Raw genomic sequence first — 13,698 nt, 5'->3', positions numbered from 1 at the left:
CATAAAGCAACAAAAAAGCAACAATAAAACAACAAAACAGGTTGACATAGTGTTACATTTATGTTATTATTTGGTTAAATAAAGGAAGGTCAAACAAATTATTTCATAACTTTAGACCACTTTAAGTATAAAAAGGAGAAAAAATGTTTGAGGATATTTTATTAACTGATGTATCCAGTCAAGAACAACTCTTTGAAAGCGTTGCCAATGAACTGGAAAAAGTTGGCTATGTGACAAAAGAATATAGAAATGCCTTGAAAGAAAGAGAAAAAGAATTTCCTACTGGGCTTAAAATTGATCTGATGGATGGGTCAGATATTCTATATGCAGCTATTCCACACACAGAAACAAAATATTGTTTAACAGACAGAATTGTTTATGTTAAAAATAGTAAACCTTTAGTTTTTAAACACATGATTAACCCTGAGGAAGAGTGCTATGTCAATTCATTTTTCTTTATCATCAATGATAAAAATGACAGACAAACTGATGTATTGTCTCAGTTGATGTCATTCTTTGTTGAAAAAGGTAATTTAGAAGAGTTAGGGAAAATGGATTCTAAAGATGTTATCAAAAAATATTTAATACAAAAAGGAGTATTACATTATGATTAAAATATTGGCAGCTTGTGGTGCTGGTGTTAACTCTAGTCACCAAATCAAAAGTGCACTTGAAACAGAATTATCAGCTAAGGGTTATTCAGTTTCAGCAGATGCTGTAATGGTGAAAGACATTACAGAAGAAATGGTGAAAAATTATGATATTTTTGCACCAATTGCAAAAACTGACTTGGGATTTGATATCAATATACCTGTTGTAGAAGCTGGTCCTATTCTTTATCGCATCCCTGCGATGAGTCAACCAGTATTTACAAAAATTGAAGAAGTTATCAAAGAAAATAATCTTAAATAAAAAAGGAATTGAGGAGATTCGTTATCATGCAACAGTTTATTGATTTTGTCAATCAGTTTTTTGACCCAATTATCAAAATGGGTGCGCCAGTTATCATGTTGATTGTTATGACAATCCTAGCTATGGCTTTTGGTGTTAAATTTTCAAAAGCACTTGAAGGGGGTATTAAATTAGCAATCGCTCTTACAGGTGTTGGTGCTATTATCGGAATGTTAACAGGAGCATTTTCAGCTTCATTACAAGCCTTTGTTGAAAACACTGGTATCACATTGAATATTATTGACGTAGGGTGGGCACCACTTGCAACTATTACTTGGGGTTCTCCATACACATTATTATTCTTATTGATTATGATTATTGTTAATATTGTAATGATCGCGTTAAATAAAACAAATACACTTGATGTGGATATCTTTGATATTTGGCATTTGTCAATCACAGGATTATTAATTATGTGGTACGCACAACGTAACCATTTATCAACTGTTTTTGCTTTGTTTATTGCTATCTTGGCAGTAGTTCTTGTAGGGGTACTTAAAATCATTAACTCAGATTTGATGAAACCTACATTTGATGATCTTTTGAACACTGATCATAACTCTCCAATGACTTCAACTCATATGAACTACATGATGAACCCTGTTATTATGGTTCTAGATAAAATTTTTGATAAATTATTCCCATGGTTAGATAAATATGACTTTGACGCTGCAAAATTGAACCAAAAAATTGGTTTCTGGGGTTCTAAGTTCTTTATCGGTATGGCTCTAGGTTTTGTTATCGGTATTATGGGTGATCCAACTATTTCTATTGATAGTGTTAAAGGTTGGTTTGCTTTAGGATTTACAGCCGGTGCCAGCTTAGAATTATTCTCACTAATTGGTTCATGGTTTATTGCAGCGGTTGAACCACTTTCACAAGGGATTACTAATTTTGCAAACAGCAAAATGGGCGGACGTCGTTTCAATATCGGTCTTGACTGGCCATTTATCGCTGGACGTGCTGAAATTTGGGCCTGTGCGAATATCTTAGCACCAATTATGCTTATTGAAGCAGTTCTTCTTTCAAAAGTTGGTAATGGTATCTTACCTCTTGCAGGTATTATTGCTATGGGTATGACTCCAGCACTTCTTGTTGTTACTCGTGGACGTCTTATCCGTATGATTTTAATTGGAACAGTGTTACTTCCATTATTCTTGTTATCAGGAACAATGATTGCACCATTTGCTACAGAACTTGCTAAACAAGTACAAGCCTTCCCAGCAAATGCTCCAGCAAATGCTTTAATCACTCACTCAACTCTTGAAGGACCAATGGAAAAAATCTTCGGATACATCATTGGACAAGCAACAACAGGACAAATCGCAGCTATCATCACATTACTTATTTTCTTAGTATTCTACGTTGGTATTTTCTTCTGGTATGCAAAACAAATGAAAGTTCGTAACGAAGAGTATATGAAAGCTGCTGCTAAATAATACTAGTTATTTCTAAATAATTGAAATAAAATGTTTACTACTAAGATGAAAGGGATAAATAAATATTTATCCCTTTTGTTGTTTTTTTGCTTTTTAGCAGTTATTTGTTGTTTATTTCAACATAAGTTTATATAATAATAGTATCAAGCTGGAGGATAAGAGAATGAAAAAATATCAGCGATTAGAAGAAATTACTAAAATGGTTAATCAAAAAGGAACCATGCGTATCTCTGAAATTGTTAAAAAATTGCATGTCACTGATATGACTGTAAGAAGAGACTTAGCAGAATTAGAAGAGCAAGGAGTTCTAACAAAACTTCATGGGGCGGCAAGAAGTAATACCGCGTTTCAGTATAGAGAAATTTCTCACAGAGAAAAGAACACACAAAATGTTGAAGCTAAACGTTTGATAGCTAAAAAGGCAGCTTCTTTAATTGAAGAAGGAGACACCATCTTTTTGGGACCTGGTACCACAATCTCCTTATTAGCTGAGGAAATTTCACATAAGTCCTTATCGATTGTTACCAATTGTTGGCCAGTCTTTAATATTTTATTCCAAAAAACATCACCGTCTTTTCAAGTGTTTCTTTTGGGAGGAGAAATGAGAGAAATCACGGAATCATTTGTTGGTGATATCACTAATACCACTTTAGAAAGAATGCATTTTAGTAAAATGTTTTTTAGTGCCAATGGTGTTAAAGGAAAGTCTGTGATGACATCTTCAGTTGCCGAAGCTTATACTCAAAAATTAGCATTAAGCCATTCTATTGAGCGCTATCTTTTAATTGATTCTTCAAAAATTGGCAAAGAAGATTTTACAACATTTGCCTCTTTAACAAATATCACTGGTATTATTATAGATGAACATGAAACAGAAGCTATGAAGCGTTTAAGAGCCTATACTGAAATCATTCAGTAACATAATTAATTATCTCATTTTATAAAAATCCAAAGCAAAAAAACAACAAAAAGTCAACATTATCTGTTGACTTTTTGTTGTTTTAGCATTATAATTAAGTCATAGAACAATATTCTATATGACAACTATTACTATATCAAAAAGGAGAAAGATATGACTATTGTAATTGGTGCTGATCCAGCAGGAAAAGAACTCAAAGAAATCGTAAAAGACTATCTTATTAGTAACGATTACGATGTTTTTGATGTCAACGAAGCTTCTGATAAAGATTTTGTTGAAACAACTCTAGCAGTTGCTCAAGAAGTTCAAAAATCAGATGACAACCTAGGTATCGCTATTGATGCTTATGGAGCTGGAAGCTTTATGGTTGGTACAAAAATCAAAGGGATGGTTTGTGCAGAAGTATCTGACGAGCGTTCTGCTTACATGACTAGAGGTCATAATAATGCTCGTATGATTACTATGGGTGCTGAAATTGTTGGTAGAGAACTAGCAAGAAATATTGTTAAAGGATTTGTGACAGGAAACTATGATGGTGGACGTCACCAAATTCGTGTAGACATGCTTAACAAAATGGGATAATAAGGAAAGGTGATTTAAAATGAAAATTGCAATTGGATGTGACCACATTGTTACCTATGAAAAAATAGAAGTTTCAAACTTTTTGAAAAGTCTTGGTCATGAAGTGCTAGATTTTGGTACTTATGATACTACTCGTACTCACTATCCTATCTTTGGTAAAAGGGTTGGTGAAGCAGTTGCTAGTGGTAAAGCAGATCTTGGCGTATGTATCTGTGGAACAGGTGTTGGTATTAACAATGCTGTTAACAAAGTTCCTGGTATTAGATCAGCTTTAGTTCGTGATATGACAACAGCTTTATACGCTAAAGAAGAATTAAACGCAAATGTTATCGGTTTTGGCGGTAAAATCACTGGTGGTCTATTAATGAATGATATCATTGAAGCATTTATCAATGCTGAATACAAAGAAACACCAGAAAATAAAAAATTGATTGCTAAAATTGCTCATGTTGAAAGTATCAACAAAGATCAATCTGATCCACACTTCTTTGATGAATTCTTAGAAAAGTGGGATCGTGGTGAATATCACGATTAATTTCTATTGTTAACAAGACTATAAATAAGTTATCAGCCACCATTTAACTTATTTATAGTTTTTTATTTTACTCGTAGTATTTTATTTAGAGTTGTCATAAGTACAATCTTTTGTGGTATAATAATCTTAAAATCCTAAGGAGGAACATTATGGCTGTAAGAGATTTCATGACCGATACGGTTATACACGTATCACCAGATACCACAGTTGCACAAGCTGCAGATATGATGAAAGAAAAAAACTTTCGTCGTTTACCAGTTGTCGAAAATGGAAAGTTGGTTGGTTTAGTGACCGAAGGCACCCTAGCAGATGCTAAACCTTCAAAAGCAACAACTCTTTCTATTTATGAAATGAATTATCTTTTAAATAAGACTCGCATTAAAGATGTGATGGTTAAAAGTCTTATTACCATTGAACCAAATGCTAGTTTAGAAGATGCGATTTACCTAATGATGACTAATAAAATTGGTGTACTTCCTGTTTTAGACAAAGAACAGCTAGTAGGTATTATTACTGATAAAGATGTCTTTAAAACCTTCTTAGAAGTATCTGGTTACGGCGTCGAAGGAATTCGTATTCGCATTGAAGCTGACAATAAGGTAGGGGTTTTAGCTAAAATTGTTCAAACTATTTCTGAAGAAAACCTCAATATCAGTCGTACTGTTGAAGCTAATAAAGACTCTGGTAAGGTTATTATTGAAGTGCAAATTGATGGTAGTTTTGATACTGAGGCTGTGAGAAAAACGTTAAATGAAAAATTACAACCATTTGATATCACTGTTGAGTCGATTGTTGAGACCTCCGCTAAGGAATTGCTTTAAAATTAAAACACTGCTAGATAAAATAGCAGTGTCTTTTTAACTGTTTTTTTGATAAAATGGAAATAATAAAATGTTAAGGATGAGGTATGAAAAAAGGGAAGATTATTTCATTTGAAGGACCAGATGGTGCTGGGAAATCAACTGTTTTAGAGACTTTGATGCCAGTTTTACAACAAAAATATGATGGTCACGTTATCATGACAAGAGAACCGGGTGGTGTGGCTATTGCTGAAAAAATTCGACACGTTATTCTAGATGTTAACCACACAAGTATGGATAGTAAAACTGAGCTACTGCTTTATGCAGCTGCAAGACGTCAGCATTTAGTAGAAAAAATTTTACCAGAGTTAGAAAAAGGCAACCTAGTTTTAATTGATCGTTTTATTGATAGTTCAGTTGCCTACCAAGGTTATGGACGTGGGATTGCCGTCTCAGATGTTGACTGGTTAAATCATTATGCGACAGACGGCATTAAGCCAGACTTAACACTCTTATTTGATGTGCCTTCAGAAACAGGTTTAGCAAGAATTCAAACAAACAATGAACGTGAAGTGAATCGCCTAGATTTAGAAAAACTTGATATGCACCAACGTGTGAGACAAGGTTACTTATCATTAGCCAGTCAAGAACCAAAACGTATTAAGATTATTGATGCTTCTCAGTCCTTAGAGACTGTTATAAAGGACACTCAAACTATTTTAGAAACATTTTTGGAGTTATCATAATGAACTTAGAACAGCAACAACCTAAAATTTTTGCTTACTTCAAAACAATTTTAAAAAAGCAATTGATTAGTCATGCCTATCTTTTTTCAGGTGAGTTTGCTAGTTTTGAGATGGCCTTATACGTAGCAAAGAGTTTATTTTGCAGTAATCCATCAAAAGATCATGAACCTTGTCTGGTGTGTCGCTCTTGTCGATTAATTGATGAACGAGAATTTCTCGATTTAAAAGTGATTGAACCAACAGGTAATATGATTAAAACAGAGACAGTTCGTGAGTTTATTCATGATTTTTCTTATTCAGGACTTGAAGGGAAAAGACAAGTTTTTATTATCAAAGATGCTGAAAAGATGCATCCTAATGCAGCTAATAGTCTTTTAAAATTTATTGAAAATCCTCAAAAAGATATTTATATCATTCTGATTACTTCGGATGTCAATAAGATTTTGCCTACGATTAGAAGTAGATGCCAAGTTTTTTACTTTAAAAAAAATAGTCAGTTCATTAAGGATTATTTAGAATCAAAAGGTATTTTTTCTAGTCAAGCTTTAAAGCTGGCAGAACTTGTGTCAGATGTTGCTGAGGCAAAAAAATGGTCAGAAAACCAAAAATGGTTGGACAATATGAAAGAAATAGAGTTAGCAGTAGGAGCGATTGTCGCTAATCAACCAATGGCTTATTTGAGAATTGCCAAATTAAGTGATAAAATTCAAGAAAAAGAAGAACAACAACTCACATTCAAACTAATGGTTATTCTTTTGAAGGATGTTGAGGACTCTTTGAAGAGAGACAAACTGCTTAAAAAAATCTATCATGCTCAAAAAATGTGGCAGGCGAATGTGAGTTTTCAAAATGCCTTAGAATACATGGTCTTAGACCAATCATGAATGCTTTCTTTATCGTCTTTAATGGATTCAAAGACATCATATTAAGTAGTAAAAGATAGTCAAAAGGAAACGACAGTTAATGGATAAAAAAAATTTATTGGAACATTTTGATGAGATATCTCAAGATTTATTGTTATCAATTGCAGAAGTAGAAGCACTTAAAAAATCAGTCAAAGAAATGGCTGAAGAAAATGCTAGATTGCGACTTGAAAATCATCAGTTAAAAGAGCAGATAGAACATTCAAAAGTTAGGGCTTCTGAGACTATCTCGAAAAAAAGTAGAAACCACCTTGAAAAAATATATGATGAAGGGTTTCATGTCTGTAATACCTTTTATGGTCAGCACCGTGAAGATAATGCGGATTGTGTTTTCTGTATGGAATTATTATATAGAGAGTGATTATTATGCAAATACAAAAAAGTTTTAAGCCATCTCCCTATGGAACGCTTTATCTTGTTCCCACTCCTATTGGTAATTTAGAAGATATGACTTTTAGAAGTCTCTCGATTTTAAAAACGGTTGATTTGATAGCTGCAGAAGACACAAGAAATACAGGAATATTACTTAAACATTTTGAAATACCAACCCGCCAAACGAGTTTTCATGAGCACAATGCCTTTCGTAAAATTCCTGATTTAATTGCTTTTTTAGAATCAGGTAAATCCATTGCGCAAGTATCTGATGCGGGGCTTCCTAGCATTTCAGACCCTGGTCATGATTTGGTTCTTGCTGCTATTGAAAAAGGAATTAATGTGGTTTCCTTACCAGGAGCAAGTGCAGGAATTACTGCTCTTATTGCTAGTGGTCTTGTTCCTCAACCGCATATTTTTTATGGCTTTCTTCCAAGAAAAGCCTCGCAACAAAAAGCGTTTTTTGAACAGAAACACTCTTATCCTGAGACGCAGATTTTTTATGAATCTCCATATCGTGTCAAAGAAACATTAAGCAATATGTTATCAGTCTATGGTGATAGGCAGGTCGTTGTTGTTCGCGAACTCACAAAACTGTATGAAGAATATCAAAGAGGTAGCATTACCGAAGTCATCGATTTTATTGAAGACAATCCACTAAAAGGAGAATGTTTAATCATTGTTTCTGGATTAGAAGATGATAGAAAAGATCTAGAGTTAGAAAATACAGATGTTCTAACAATGGTTAATGAGCTAATAAGTAATGGTTTAAAGCCAAATCAAGCGATTAAAAAAGTGGCTAAAGAGTATCAATTAAATCGTCAAGAGGTTTACAACACTTACCATCATTTAAATGATCAACACTAAAAAAGCACTCAATTTACTGAGTGCTTTTTGTTTCAAGAAAAACGAACTATTTTTTATTTAACAAGAAGTCCTGTTCCGTGAACTTGATTGGTTTTAGTTAGGCTAAGTAATTGTTTATAGTTTTTGTCTGAAACCCCTCCACCAAGAAGGATTTCAATACGATTATCGGCATAAGCAATTAAATCGAGAAGATGATTAATATTATTGAAAATGTCTCCACGTTCTTTATTGCCATGAAGTAAGATACGAACAAACCCTAGGTCAACAAGGGTATCAATAGCTTCTTGTTGCTTATCTTCTGGAATTAAATCAAAAGCCATGTGAAAGACCATAGCAACTCCTTGACAAGCTGGTAGAAGTTGTTCAATCCCATCAATATCAATTTCATTATCTTCAGTAAGCATTCCAAAAACAAGAGCGTCACTTTCTAGTTCAACAGCTTTTAAAATATCATCTTCCATGACTCTTATTTCAGTGTCATTATAGACAAAATCTCCACCTCTTGGGCGAATCATGGTTGCAACTGTTATATTATGTTCATGAAGGTAGTGACAAGCTTCCTTGATAACACCATAGCTAGGAGTTGTGCCTCCCTGCGCTAAATTATCACATAATTCTATGCGAGTGATGTCGGTTCCCACTAATTTTGGTAAGTCAGTTAAATTTTCAGCACAAAATTCTTTAATAATCATTACTTTTCTCCTCTTTTTTCTTAGAACTATTATACCATGAAGTTGGCGAGTTTTAAAAATTAAAATAGTTGTGAATTTTCTGAAAATTGTGGTATACTAAAAGCAATTTTTATGGAGGCTAACAGATGACAATATATAACTTTTCAGCAGGTCCTGCTGTTTTACCTAAAGAAGTGCTAAAAAAAGCACAAGATGAGTTTTTAAACTATGATGGTACGCAGATGAGTGTTATGGAGCTTTCTCATCGTTCGAAAGCTTTTGATGCCATTATTAAAGATGCCGAACAGTTATTAAGAGAGTTGATGGCAATTCCTGATAATTACAAGGTTCTCTTTTTACAAGGTGGTGCCTCAACTCAGTTTTCAATGATTCCCTTGAATTTAGCCAAAGGAAAAAAAGCCTATTATCTTGTTGCAGGGTCATGGGGTAAAAAAGCCTACAGTGAAGCGGTAAAACTATCTAAAACAATTCCTTTTGAACCTATTTTATTAGCATCGTCAGAAGAAGATGGCTTTAACCATATTCCTGAAATTAAAACCAAAGACATTGCAAAAGATGCGGCTTATCTGCATCTCACAACAAATAATACTATTGAAGGAACGTCCATTTATGAGTTGCCAGATACAAATGGTGTTCCTATTATTGCAGACATGAGTTCTAATATTTTGGCTTTCCCTTATCAAGTTTCTGATTTTGGGATGATTTATGCCGGCGCCCAAAAAAATATTGGTCCAGCTGGAGTAACCATTGTGATTATTCGTGAAGATTTATTAAATACAGAACCCACCTTATCAAGTATGTTGGATTATAGGATTCAAGCAGAAAGTCAATCACTTTATAACACACCCCCAACATTTGGTATTTATATGGCAAAATTAGTCTTCGAATGGTTAAAAGAACTTGGTGGCGTTCCTGAAATAACCAAACAAAATCAAGAAAAATCATCCCTCTTGTATGACTATATTGATCAATCTGACTTTTATCAAAACCCAGTTTTGAATAAAGAAAATAGATCCTTATCAAATATTCCATTTACAACACCTAATAAAGAACTAGATGACAAGTTTAATCAAGAAGCTGACTTGGCAGGCTTTAAAAATATTAAAGGGCATCGTAGCGTTGGTGGAATGCGAGCAAGTCTTTATAACGCCTTTCCAAAAGAAGGTGTTCTTGCCTTAATTGATTTTATGAAAAACTTTGAAGAGGTTAATAAAAAATGAATATTAGGCTAGCTTTTCCAAATGAAGTAAACGATATCATGACCATTATGACTGACGCTAAAACATTTTTAGCAGAAAGTGGCAGCAATCAATGGCAAAATGATTATCCAAACGAAGAAACTATCATTGAAGACATTATAAAAGGTCAAGGCTATGTTATTTTAGTTGATGACATGCTTGCTGGTTATGCTGCTGTCATTGAAGGAAAAGAGCCTGCCTATGATGCCATTTATGATGGCAAATGGCTAAATCAAAACCAAGACTATATCACTTTTCATCGTGTGGCAATTGCTAAATCATATAGAGGACAACAAATCGCTCAAACCTTATTAGAAGGTTTGATGGAGGGTTTTGATGCCAATGATTTCAGATGTGATACTCATGAAAAAAATAAGATTATGCAACATATTCTTGAAAAATTAGACTTTAGCTACCAAGGAAAAGTACCTATAGATGGTGAGTGCTTAGCTTACCAAAGAATCAAAGCCAGAAACTAATTAACCAAATCACCAATTTATTAGGGAGATAAAATGACATACTACATTAAAACATTTAACAATATTAATCCGATTGGCCTCAAAGAACTAGGAGACAATTTTGAGATAAATGGCGAGACCAACCAAGAAGATGCCTATATTCTACGTAGTCAAAACTTACATGACCAACCTTTCCCTGAGTCTTTAAAAGCGATTGCTCGTGCGGGTGCAGGCACAAATAATATTCCTATCGATGATGCGACCACAAAAGGGATTGTTGTTTTTAACACTCCTGGGGCCAATGCTAATGCAGTTAAAGAATCTGTGATTACAGCTCTTCTCTTGTCGGCGCGTGATTATCTCTCAGCCAATCAATGGGTCAATAAGCTTTCTGGAGTTGATGTGCCTAAACAAATTGAAGCCGGCAAAAGTCAATTTGCTGGGTCTGAGATTTCTGGTAAAACATTAGGCGTCATTGGTCTAGGAGCTATTGGAGCTCGTATTGCTAATGATGCCAGACGTTTAGGTATGAAAGTTCTAGGCTATGATCCTTATGTTTCTATTGAAACGGCTTGGAGTATTTCAAGTCATGTGAAAAGAGTTGCAGACATCAAGGATATTTTGACTCAAGCAGATTATATTACTATTCATGTCCCGCTAACACCAGATACAAAAGATACTTTTAACAAAGAAACCTTTGCCATGATGCCTAAAGGCACAACACTTATTAATTTTGCGCGTGCCGAATTGGTTAATCAAGATGCTCTTTTTGAGGCTATTTTAATAGGTACTATTAAGCATTATGTGACTGACTTTGGCAATGAGGAGCTGCTCAATAAAAAACAGATTACTGTTTTTCCTCATGTTGGTGGATCAACAAAAGAAGCCGAATTAAACTGTGCCATTATGGCTAGCCAAACCGTTCGTCAATTTTTAGAAACAGGAGAAATTACTCACTCAGTGAATTTCCCTAATGTTCATCAAGCTTTAAATTCGCCTTATCGCATTACCCTCATTAATAAAAATGTTCCCAATATGGTAGCTGAAATGTCTGCTGCCGTATCAGGGGAGTCAATCAATATTGATAATATTATTAATCGTTCAAATGGAGAGTTTGCATATACTCTTATTGACTTAGGTGAAAGTGATAAAGAAAAAGTAGATAAGCTAGTCAGTGTTTTTGAAGCAAATGACAATATTATTCGAGTCCGTTTAATCGAAAATAAGGGATAAAGTTATTGTGTTAATCAAAAAAATCTATCATTCTCCTTTGGGAGAGATGTCTATCATTGCTAATAATGAAGGCGTGATAGGCATTTGGTTTGTGCATCAAACTTATTTTGAACAAGGCATTTCTGAAAAACCGATTAAAGGATCAACTGAAGCTATTGATAGAGTGATTGACTGGTTGGAGGCTTATTTTTCAGGAAGAAAACCCTCAGCAGACAATCTTCCCCTTATCATACAGGGAAGTTCTTTTCAAAAGAAAGTTTGGAAAGCCCTTAGAACAATACCGTACGGCCAATTAACGACCTATGGTGAATTAGCTAAGCAACTAGATTGTCAGTCACCTCAAGCAGTAGGGACAGCAATTGGTCACAATCCTTTTTCAATGGTTATCCCGTGTCACCGAGTTTTATCTAGTGCGGGCAAGCTTTCAGGCTATGCAGGTGGATTAGATAAAAAACGTTGGCTCCTAACACATGAAAACATAACATTTGTGCCTTAAAACAATGAGAATGATTACGAACCAAGCTTTTTAAAATGAGAAAATTTAATTACTAAATGAATTTTGTACATTGTCAAAACAATCGAAAAGGAGAAATAATGTTAACCTTTTATGAATATCCTAAATGTAGTACTTGCCGTAAGGCGAAAGCAGAATTAATTTCTTTGGGAATTGATTTTGAAGCCATTAATCTCAAAGAAACACCTCCAAGTGCGGAAACATTGAAACAATGGATCACTACTAGTGGTTTACCTTTAAAATCTTTCTTTAACACAAGTGGCATGAGTTATCGTGCTTTAGGAATGAAAGATAAGTTACCACACTTGAGTATTGATGAGGCGGTTGATTTGTTATCTAGTGATGGTATGTTAATCAAACGCCCTCTACTGATTAATGATAATCAGTTACTCCAAGTAGGTTATAAAAAGAGCTATGAAGAGTTAGCACTATAAAGAAAAAGCAGGGATTTTCCCTGCTTTTTTTATAAATCAATTTCTAAGACAATTGGTGTATGATCTTGTCGACTGCCTGAATCAATCATTTCTGATTTCTTAATTCTATCCACCAGCCTTTGGCTCGTTAACCAGTAATCAATTCTCCAGCCGGTGTTATTAATTTTGCTGGTTTTGCTACGTTGTGCCCACCAGGTATAAACATCAGGAATATCACCATGGAGATATCTAAAGGTGTCAACAAAGCCTTTAGCTAAGAGATTGGTAAACCCTTCTCTTTCTTCATCGGTAAAACCAGGTGATTGGCGGTTACTGCTTGGATTAGCAAGGTCAATTTCTTTATGGGCAACATTATAATCACCAGTGGCAAGAACAGGTTTTTCTTGGTCTAAACCTACCAAATAATCAGCATAGTGTTTGTCCCATTCTTGTCTATCAGCTAATCTTTTTAGTCCGTCGCCAGCGTTTGGGGTATAGACTTGTGTGACAAAAAAGTCTTCAAATTCTAGTGTAATGATACGACCCTCACTATCCATTGTCGAAGGGGCACCGATTTCAGGAAAAGTAATGTTTGGTGTCAATTCTGATTTATACAAGAACATGGTTCCTGCGTAGCCTTTTCTAGCTGGCTCAACTGAAGACCGCCAAGTATGAGTATGGTTTGGGAAATAATATTCCAATTGTTCAAGATGTTTATTAGTAGGCCCTTTAGCAGATAATTTAGTTTCCTGAATAGCAATAACATCAGCATCTTCAGCCACCAAGCTTTCAATTACTTGACGTGATAAAATGGCACGATTTGAGTCACTTGTTAAAGCAGCATTTAAAGAGTCAATATTCCAAGAGATTAATTTCATTTGTCATTCCTTTTTCGTTAATTAATAGCTTCATTATATCAAAACAATTCTATTTCTGCGACTAATTGAGAAATACTGATAAAAAGACGATAAAACTTATCAAATAACTTATCGCATCAATTCATTTATGATATAATA

Annotated in this window: 18 protein-coding genes; 16 read left to right on the top strand and 2 right to left on the bottom strand. The window is 34.4% G+C overall.

Features of this window, described 5'->3' with window-relative positions:
* The first annotated feature begins 143 nt into the window (after positions 1-143).
* The 11 genes from JHK62_RS05050 to rsmI all read left to right on the top strand — a co-directional run bounded on the left by JHK62_RS05050 (position 144) and on the right by rsmI (position 8,134).
* Positions 144-614, top strand: a complete 471-nt coding sequence (locus JHK62_RS05050) for a PTS sugar transporter subunit IIA (RefSeq protein WP_199575666.1) — start codon at positions 144-146, stop codon at positions 612-614.
* Positions 607-912 (top strand): PTS sugar transporter subunit IIB, encoded by a 306-nt coding sequence (locus JHK62_RS05045; RefSeq protein WP_199575664.1) that lies wholly within the window; start codon positions 607-609, stop codon positions 910-912. Before JHK62_RS05050 ends, JHK62_RS05045 begins: the two co-directional genes overlap by 8 nt.
* A gap of 26 nt (positions 913-938) precedes the next feature.
* The gene (locus tag JHK62_RS05040; RefSeq protein WP_199575662.1) at positions 939-2,390 is read left to right on the top strand and encodes a PTS transporter subunit IIC; all 1,452 of its coding nucleotides are present in this window, start codon (positions 939-941) and stop codon (positions 2,388-2,390) included.
* A 163-nt stretch (positions 2,391-2,553) separates the two neighbouring features.
* Positions 2,554-3,309: a DeoR/GlpR family DNA-binding transcription regulator gene (locus tag JHK62_RS05035; protein ID WP_199575660.1), complete on the top strand. Its 756-nt coding sequence runs from the start codon at positions 2,554-2,556 to the stop codon at positions 3,307-3,309.
* A gap of 153 nt (positions 3,310-3,462) precedes the next feature.
* Complete coding sequence (gene lacA / locus JHK62_RS05030) at positions 3,463-3,891, top strand: galactose-6-phosphate isomerase subunit LacA (protein WP_199575658.1); 429 nt, start codon at positions 3,463-3,465, stop codon at positions 3,889-3,891.
* Positions 3,892-3,910: 19 nt separating this feature from the next.
* Entirely contained in the window at positions 3,911-4,426 is a 516-nt protein-coding gene (gene lacB, locus JHK62_RS05025) for a galactose-6-phosphate isomerase subunit LacB (protein WP_199575656.1), read from the top strand.
* 149 nt (positions 4,427-4,575) lie between these two features.
* On the top strand, positions 4,576-5,247 hold the full coding sequence (locus tag JHK62_RS05020; protein WP_199575654.1) for a CBS domain-containing protein: 672 nt from the start codon (positions 4,576-4,578) through the stop codon (positions 5,245-5,247).
* Positions 5,248-5,333: 86 nt separating this feature from the next.
* Entirely contained in the window at positions 5,334-5,972 is a 639-nt protein-coding gene (gene tmk / locus JHK62_RS05015) for a dTMP kinase (protein WP_199575652.1), read from the top strand.
* Entirely contained in the window at positions 5,972-6,856 is an 885-nt protein-coding gene (locus tag JHK62_RS05010; protein WP_199575651.1) for a DNA polymerase III subunit delta', read from the top strand. The genes tmk and JHK62_RS05010 overlap by 1 nt, the downstream gene beginning before the upstream one ends.
* 79 nt (positions 6,857-6,935) lie before the next feature.
* Entirely contained in the window at positions 6,936-7,256 is a 321-nt protein-coding gene (yabA, locus tag JHK62_RS05005) for a DNA replication initiation control protein YabA (RefSeq protein ID WP_199575650.1), read from the top strand.
* Positions 7,257-7,261: 5 nt separating this feature from the next.
* Positions 7,262-8,134: a 16S rRNA (cytidine(1402)-2'-O)-methyltransferase gene (gene rsmI / locus JHK62_RS05000; protein WP_199575649.1), complete on the top strand. Its 873-nt coding sequence runs from the start codon at positions 7,262-7,264 to the stop codon at positions 8,132-8,134.
* Positions 8,135-8,187: 53 nt separating this feature from the next.
* Here the strand turns inward: rsmI and JHK62_RS04995 are convergent, their stop codons facing one another.
* Complete coding sequence (locus JHK62_RS04995; RefSeq protein WP_199575648.1) at positions 8,188-8,826, bottom strand: copper homeostasis protein CutC; 639 nt, start codon at positions 8,824-8,826, stop codon at positions 8,188-8,190.
* Positions 8,827-8,951: 125 nt separating this feature from the next.
* Here JHK62_RS04995 and serC point away from each other — a divergent pair, with 125 nt between their 5' ends.
* The 5 genes from serC to JHK62_RS04970 all read left to right on the top strand — a co-directional run bounded on the left by serC (position 8,952) and on the right by JHK62_RS04970 (position 12,703).
* Positions 8,952-10,046 carry a 3-phosphoserine/phosphohydroxythreonine transaminase gene (serC, locus tag JHK62_RS04990; protein WP_199575647.1) on the top strand — a complete coding sequence of 365 codons (1,095 nt, stop codon included), beginning with the start codon at positions 8,952-8,954 and terminating at the stop codon, positions 10,044-10,046.
* Entirely contained in the window at positions 10,043-10,543 is a 501-nt protein-coding gene (locus JHK62_RS04985) for a GNAT family N-acetyltransferase (protein WP_199575645.1), read from the top strand. Before serC ends, JHK62_RS04985 begins: the two co-directional genes overlap by 4 nt.
* Positions 10,544-10,576: 33 nt before the next feature.
* Positions 10,577-11,755, top strand: coding sequence for a 3-phosphoglycerate dehydrogenase family protein (locus JHK62_RS04980; RefSeq protein ID WP_199575643.1), 1,179 nt, complete (start codon positions 10,577-10,579; stop codon positions 11,753-11,755).
* Between the two features lie 4 nt (positions 11,756-11,759).
* On the top strand, positions 11,760-12,251 hold the full coding sequence (locus tag JHK62_RS04975) for a methylated-DNA--[protein]-cysteine S-methyltransferase (RefSeq protein WP_199575763.1): 492 nt from the start codon (positions 11,760-11,762) through the stop codon (positions 12,249-12,251).
* 98 nt (positions 12,252-12,349) lie between these two features.
* Positions 12,350-12,703 carry an arsenate reductase family protein gene (locus JHK62_RS04970; RefSeq protein ID WP_199575642.1) on the top strand — a complete coding sequence of 118 codons (354 nt, stop codon included), beginning with the start codon at positions 12,350-12,352 and terminating at the stop codon, positions 12,701-12,703.
* A 29-nt stretch (positions 12,704-12,732) separates the two neighbouring features.
* On the opposite strand, the gene JHK62_RS04965 is transcribed toward JHK62_RS04970, so the two are convergent.
* Complete coding sequence (locus JHK62_RS04965) at positions 12,733-13,560, bottom strand: exodeoxyribonuclease III (protein ID WP_199575641.1); 828 nt, start codon at positions 13,558-13,560, stop codon at positions 12,733-12,735.
* Between the last annotated feature and the right edge of the window lie 138 nt (positions 13,561-13,698).

The organism is Streptococcus pacificus, assembly GCF_016481305.1.
GTDB lineage: Bacteria > Bacillota > Bacilli > Lactobacillales > Streptococcaceae > Streptococcus > Streptococcus pacificus.
This window is presented reverse-complemented; position numbering and strand designations above follow the sequence as displayed.

What these genes read in the sequence shown, in the direction of transcription:
- JHK62_RS05050 (WP_199575666.1), top strand. Translation starts at nt 144, where the DNA reads ATGTTTGAGGATATTTTATTAACTGATGTATCCAGTCAAGAACAACTC.
- JHK62_RS05045 (WP_199575664.1), top strand. Translation starts at nt 607, where the DNA reads ATGATTAAAATATTGGCAGCTTGTGGTGCTGGTGTTAACTCTAGTCAC.
- JHK62_RS05040 (WP_199575662.1), top strand. Translation starts at nt 939, where the DNA reads ATGCAACAGTTTATTGATTTTGTCAATCAGTTTTTTGACCCAATTATC.
- JHK62_RS05035 (WP_199575660.1), top strand. Translation starts at nt 2,554, where the DNA reads ATGAAAAAATATCAGCGATTAGAAGAAATTACTAAAATGGTTAATCAA.
- lacA (WP_199575658.1), top strand. Translation starts at nt 3,463, where the DNA reads ATGACTATTGTAATTGGTGCTGATCCAGCAGGAAAAGAACTCAAAGAA.
- lacB (WP_199575656.1), top strand. Translation starts at nt 3,911, where the DNA reads ATGAAAATTGCAATTGGATGTGACCACATTGTTACCTATGAAAAAATA.
- JHK62_RS05020 (WP_199575654.1), top strand. Translation starts at nt 4,576, where the DNA reads ATGGCTGTAAGAGATTTCATGACCGATACGGTTATACACGTATCACCA.
- tmk (WP_199575652.1), top strand. Translation starts at nt 5,334, where the DNA reads ATGAAAAAAGGGAAGATTATTTCATTTGAAGGACCAGATGGTGCTGGG.
- JHK62_RS05010 (WP_199575651.1), top strand. Translation starts at nt 5,972, where the DNA reads ATGAACTTAGAACAGCAACAACCTAAAATTTTTGCTTACTTCAAAACA.
- yabA (WP_199575650.1), top strand. Translation starts at nt 6,936, where the DNA reads ATGGATAAAAAAAATTTATTGGAACATTTTGATGAGATATCTCAAGAT.
- rsmI (WP_199575649.1), top strand. Translation starts at nt 7,262, where the DNA reads ATGCAAATACAAAAAAGTTTTAAGCCATCTCCCTATGGAACGCTTTAT.
- JHK62_RS04995 (WP_199575648.1), bottom strand. Translation starts at nt 8,826, where the DNA reads ATGATTATTAAAGAATTTTGTGCTGAAAATTTAACTGACTTACCAAAA.
- serC (WP_199575647.1), top strand. Translation starts at nt 8,952, where the DNA reads ATGACAATATATAACTTTTCAGCAGGTCCTGCTGTTTTACCTAAAGAA.
- JHK62_RS04985 (WP_199575645.1), top strand. Translation starts at nt 10,043, where the DNA reads ATGAATATTAGGCTAGCTTTTCCAAATGAAGTAAACGATATCATGACC.
- JHK62_RS04980 (WP_199575643.1), top strand. Translation starts at nt 10,577, where the DNA reads ATGACATACTACATTAAAACATTTAACAATATTAATCCGATTGGCCTC.
- JHK62_RS04970 (WP_199575642.1), top strand. Translation starts at nt 12,350, where the DNA reads ATGTTAACCTTTTATGAATATCCTAAATGTAGTACTTGCCGTAAGGCG.
- JHK62_RS04965 (WP_199575641.1), bottom strand. Translation starts at nt 13,560, where the DNA reads ATGAAATTAATCTCTTGGAATATTGACTCTTTAAATGCTGCTTTAACA.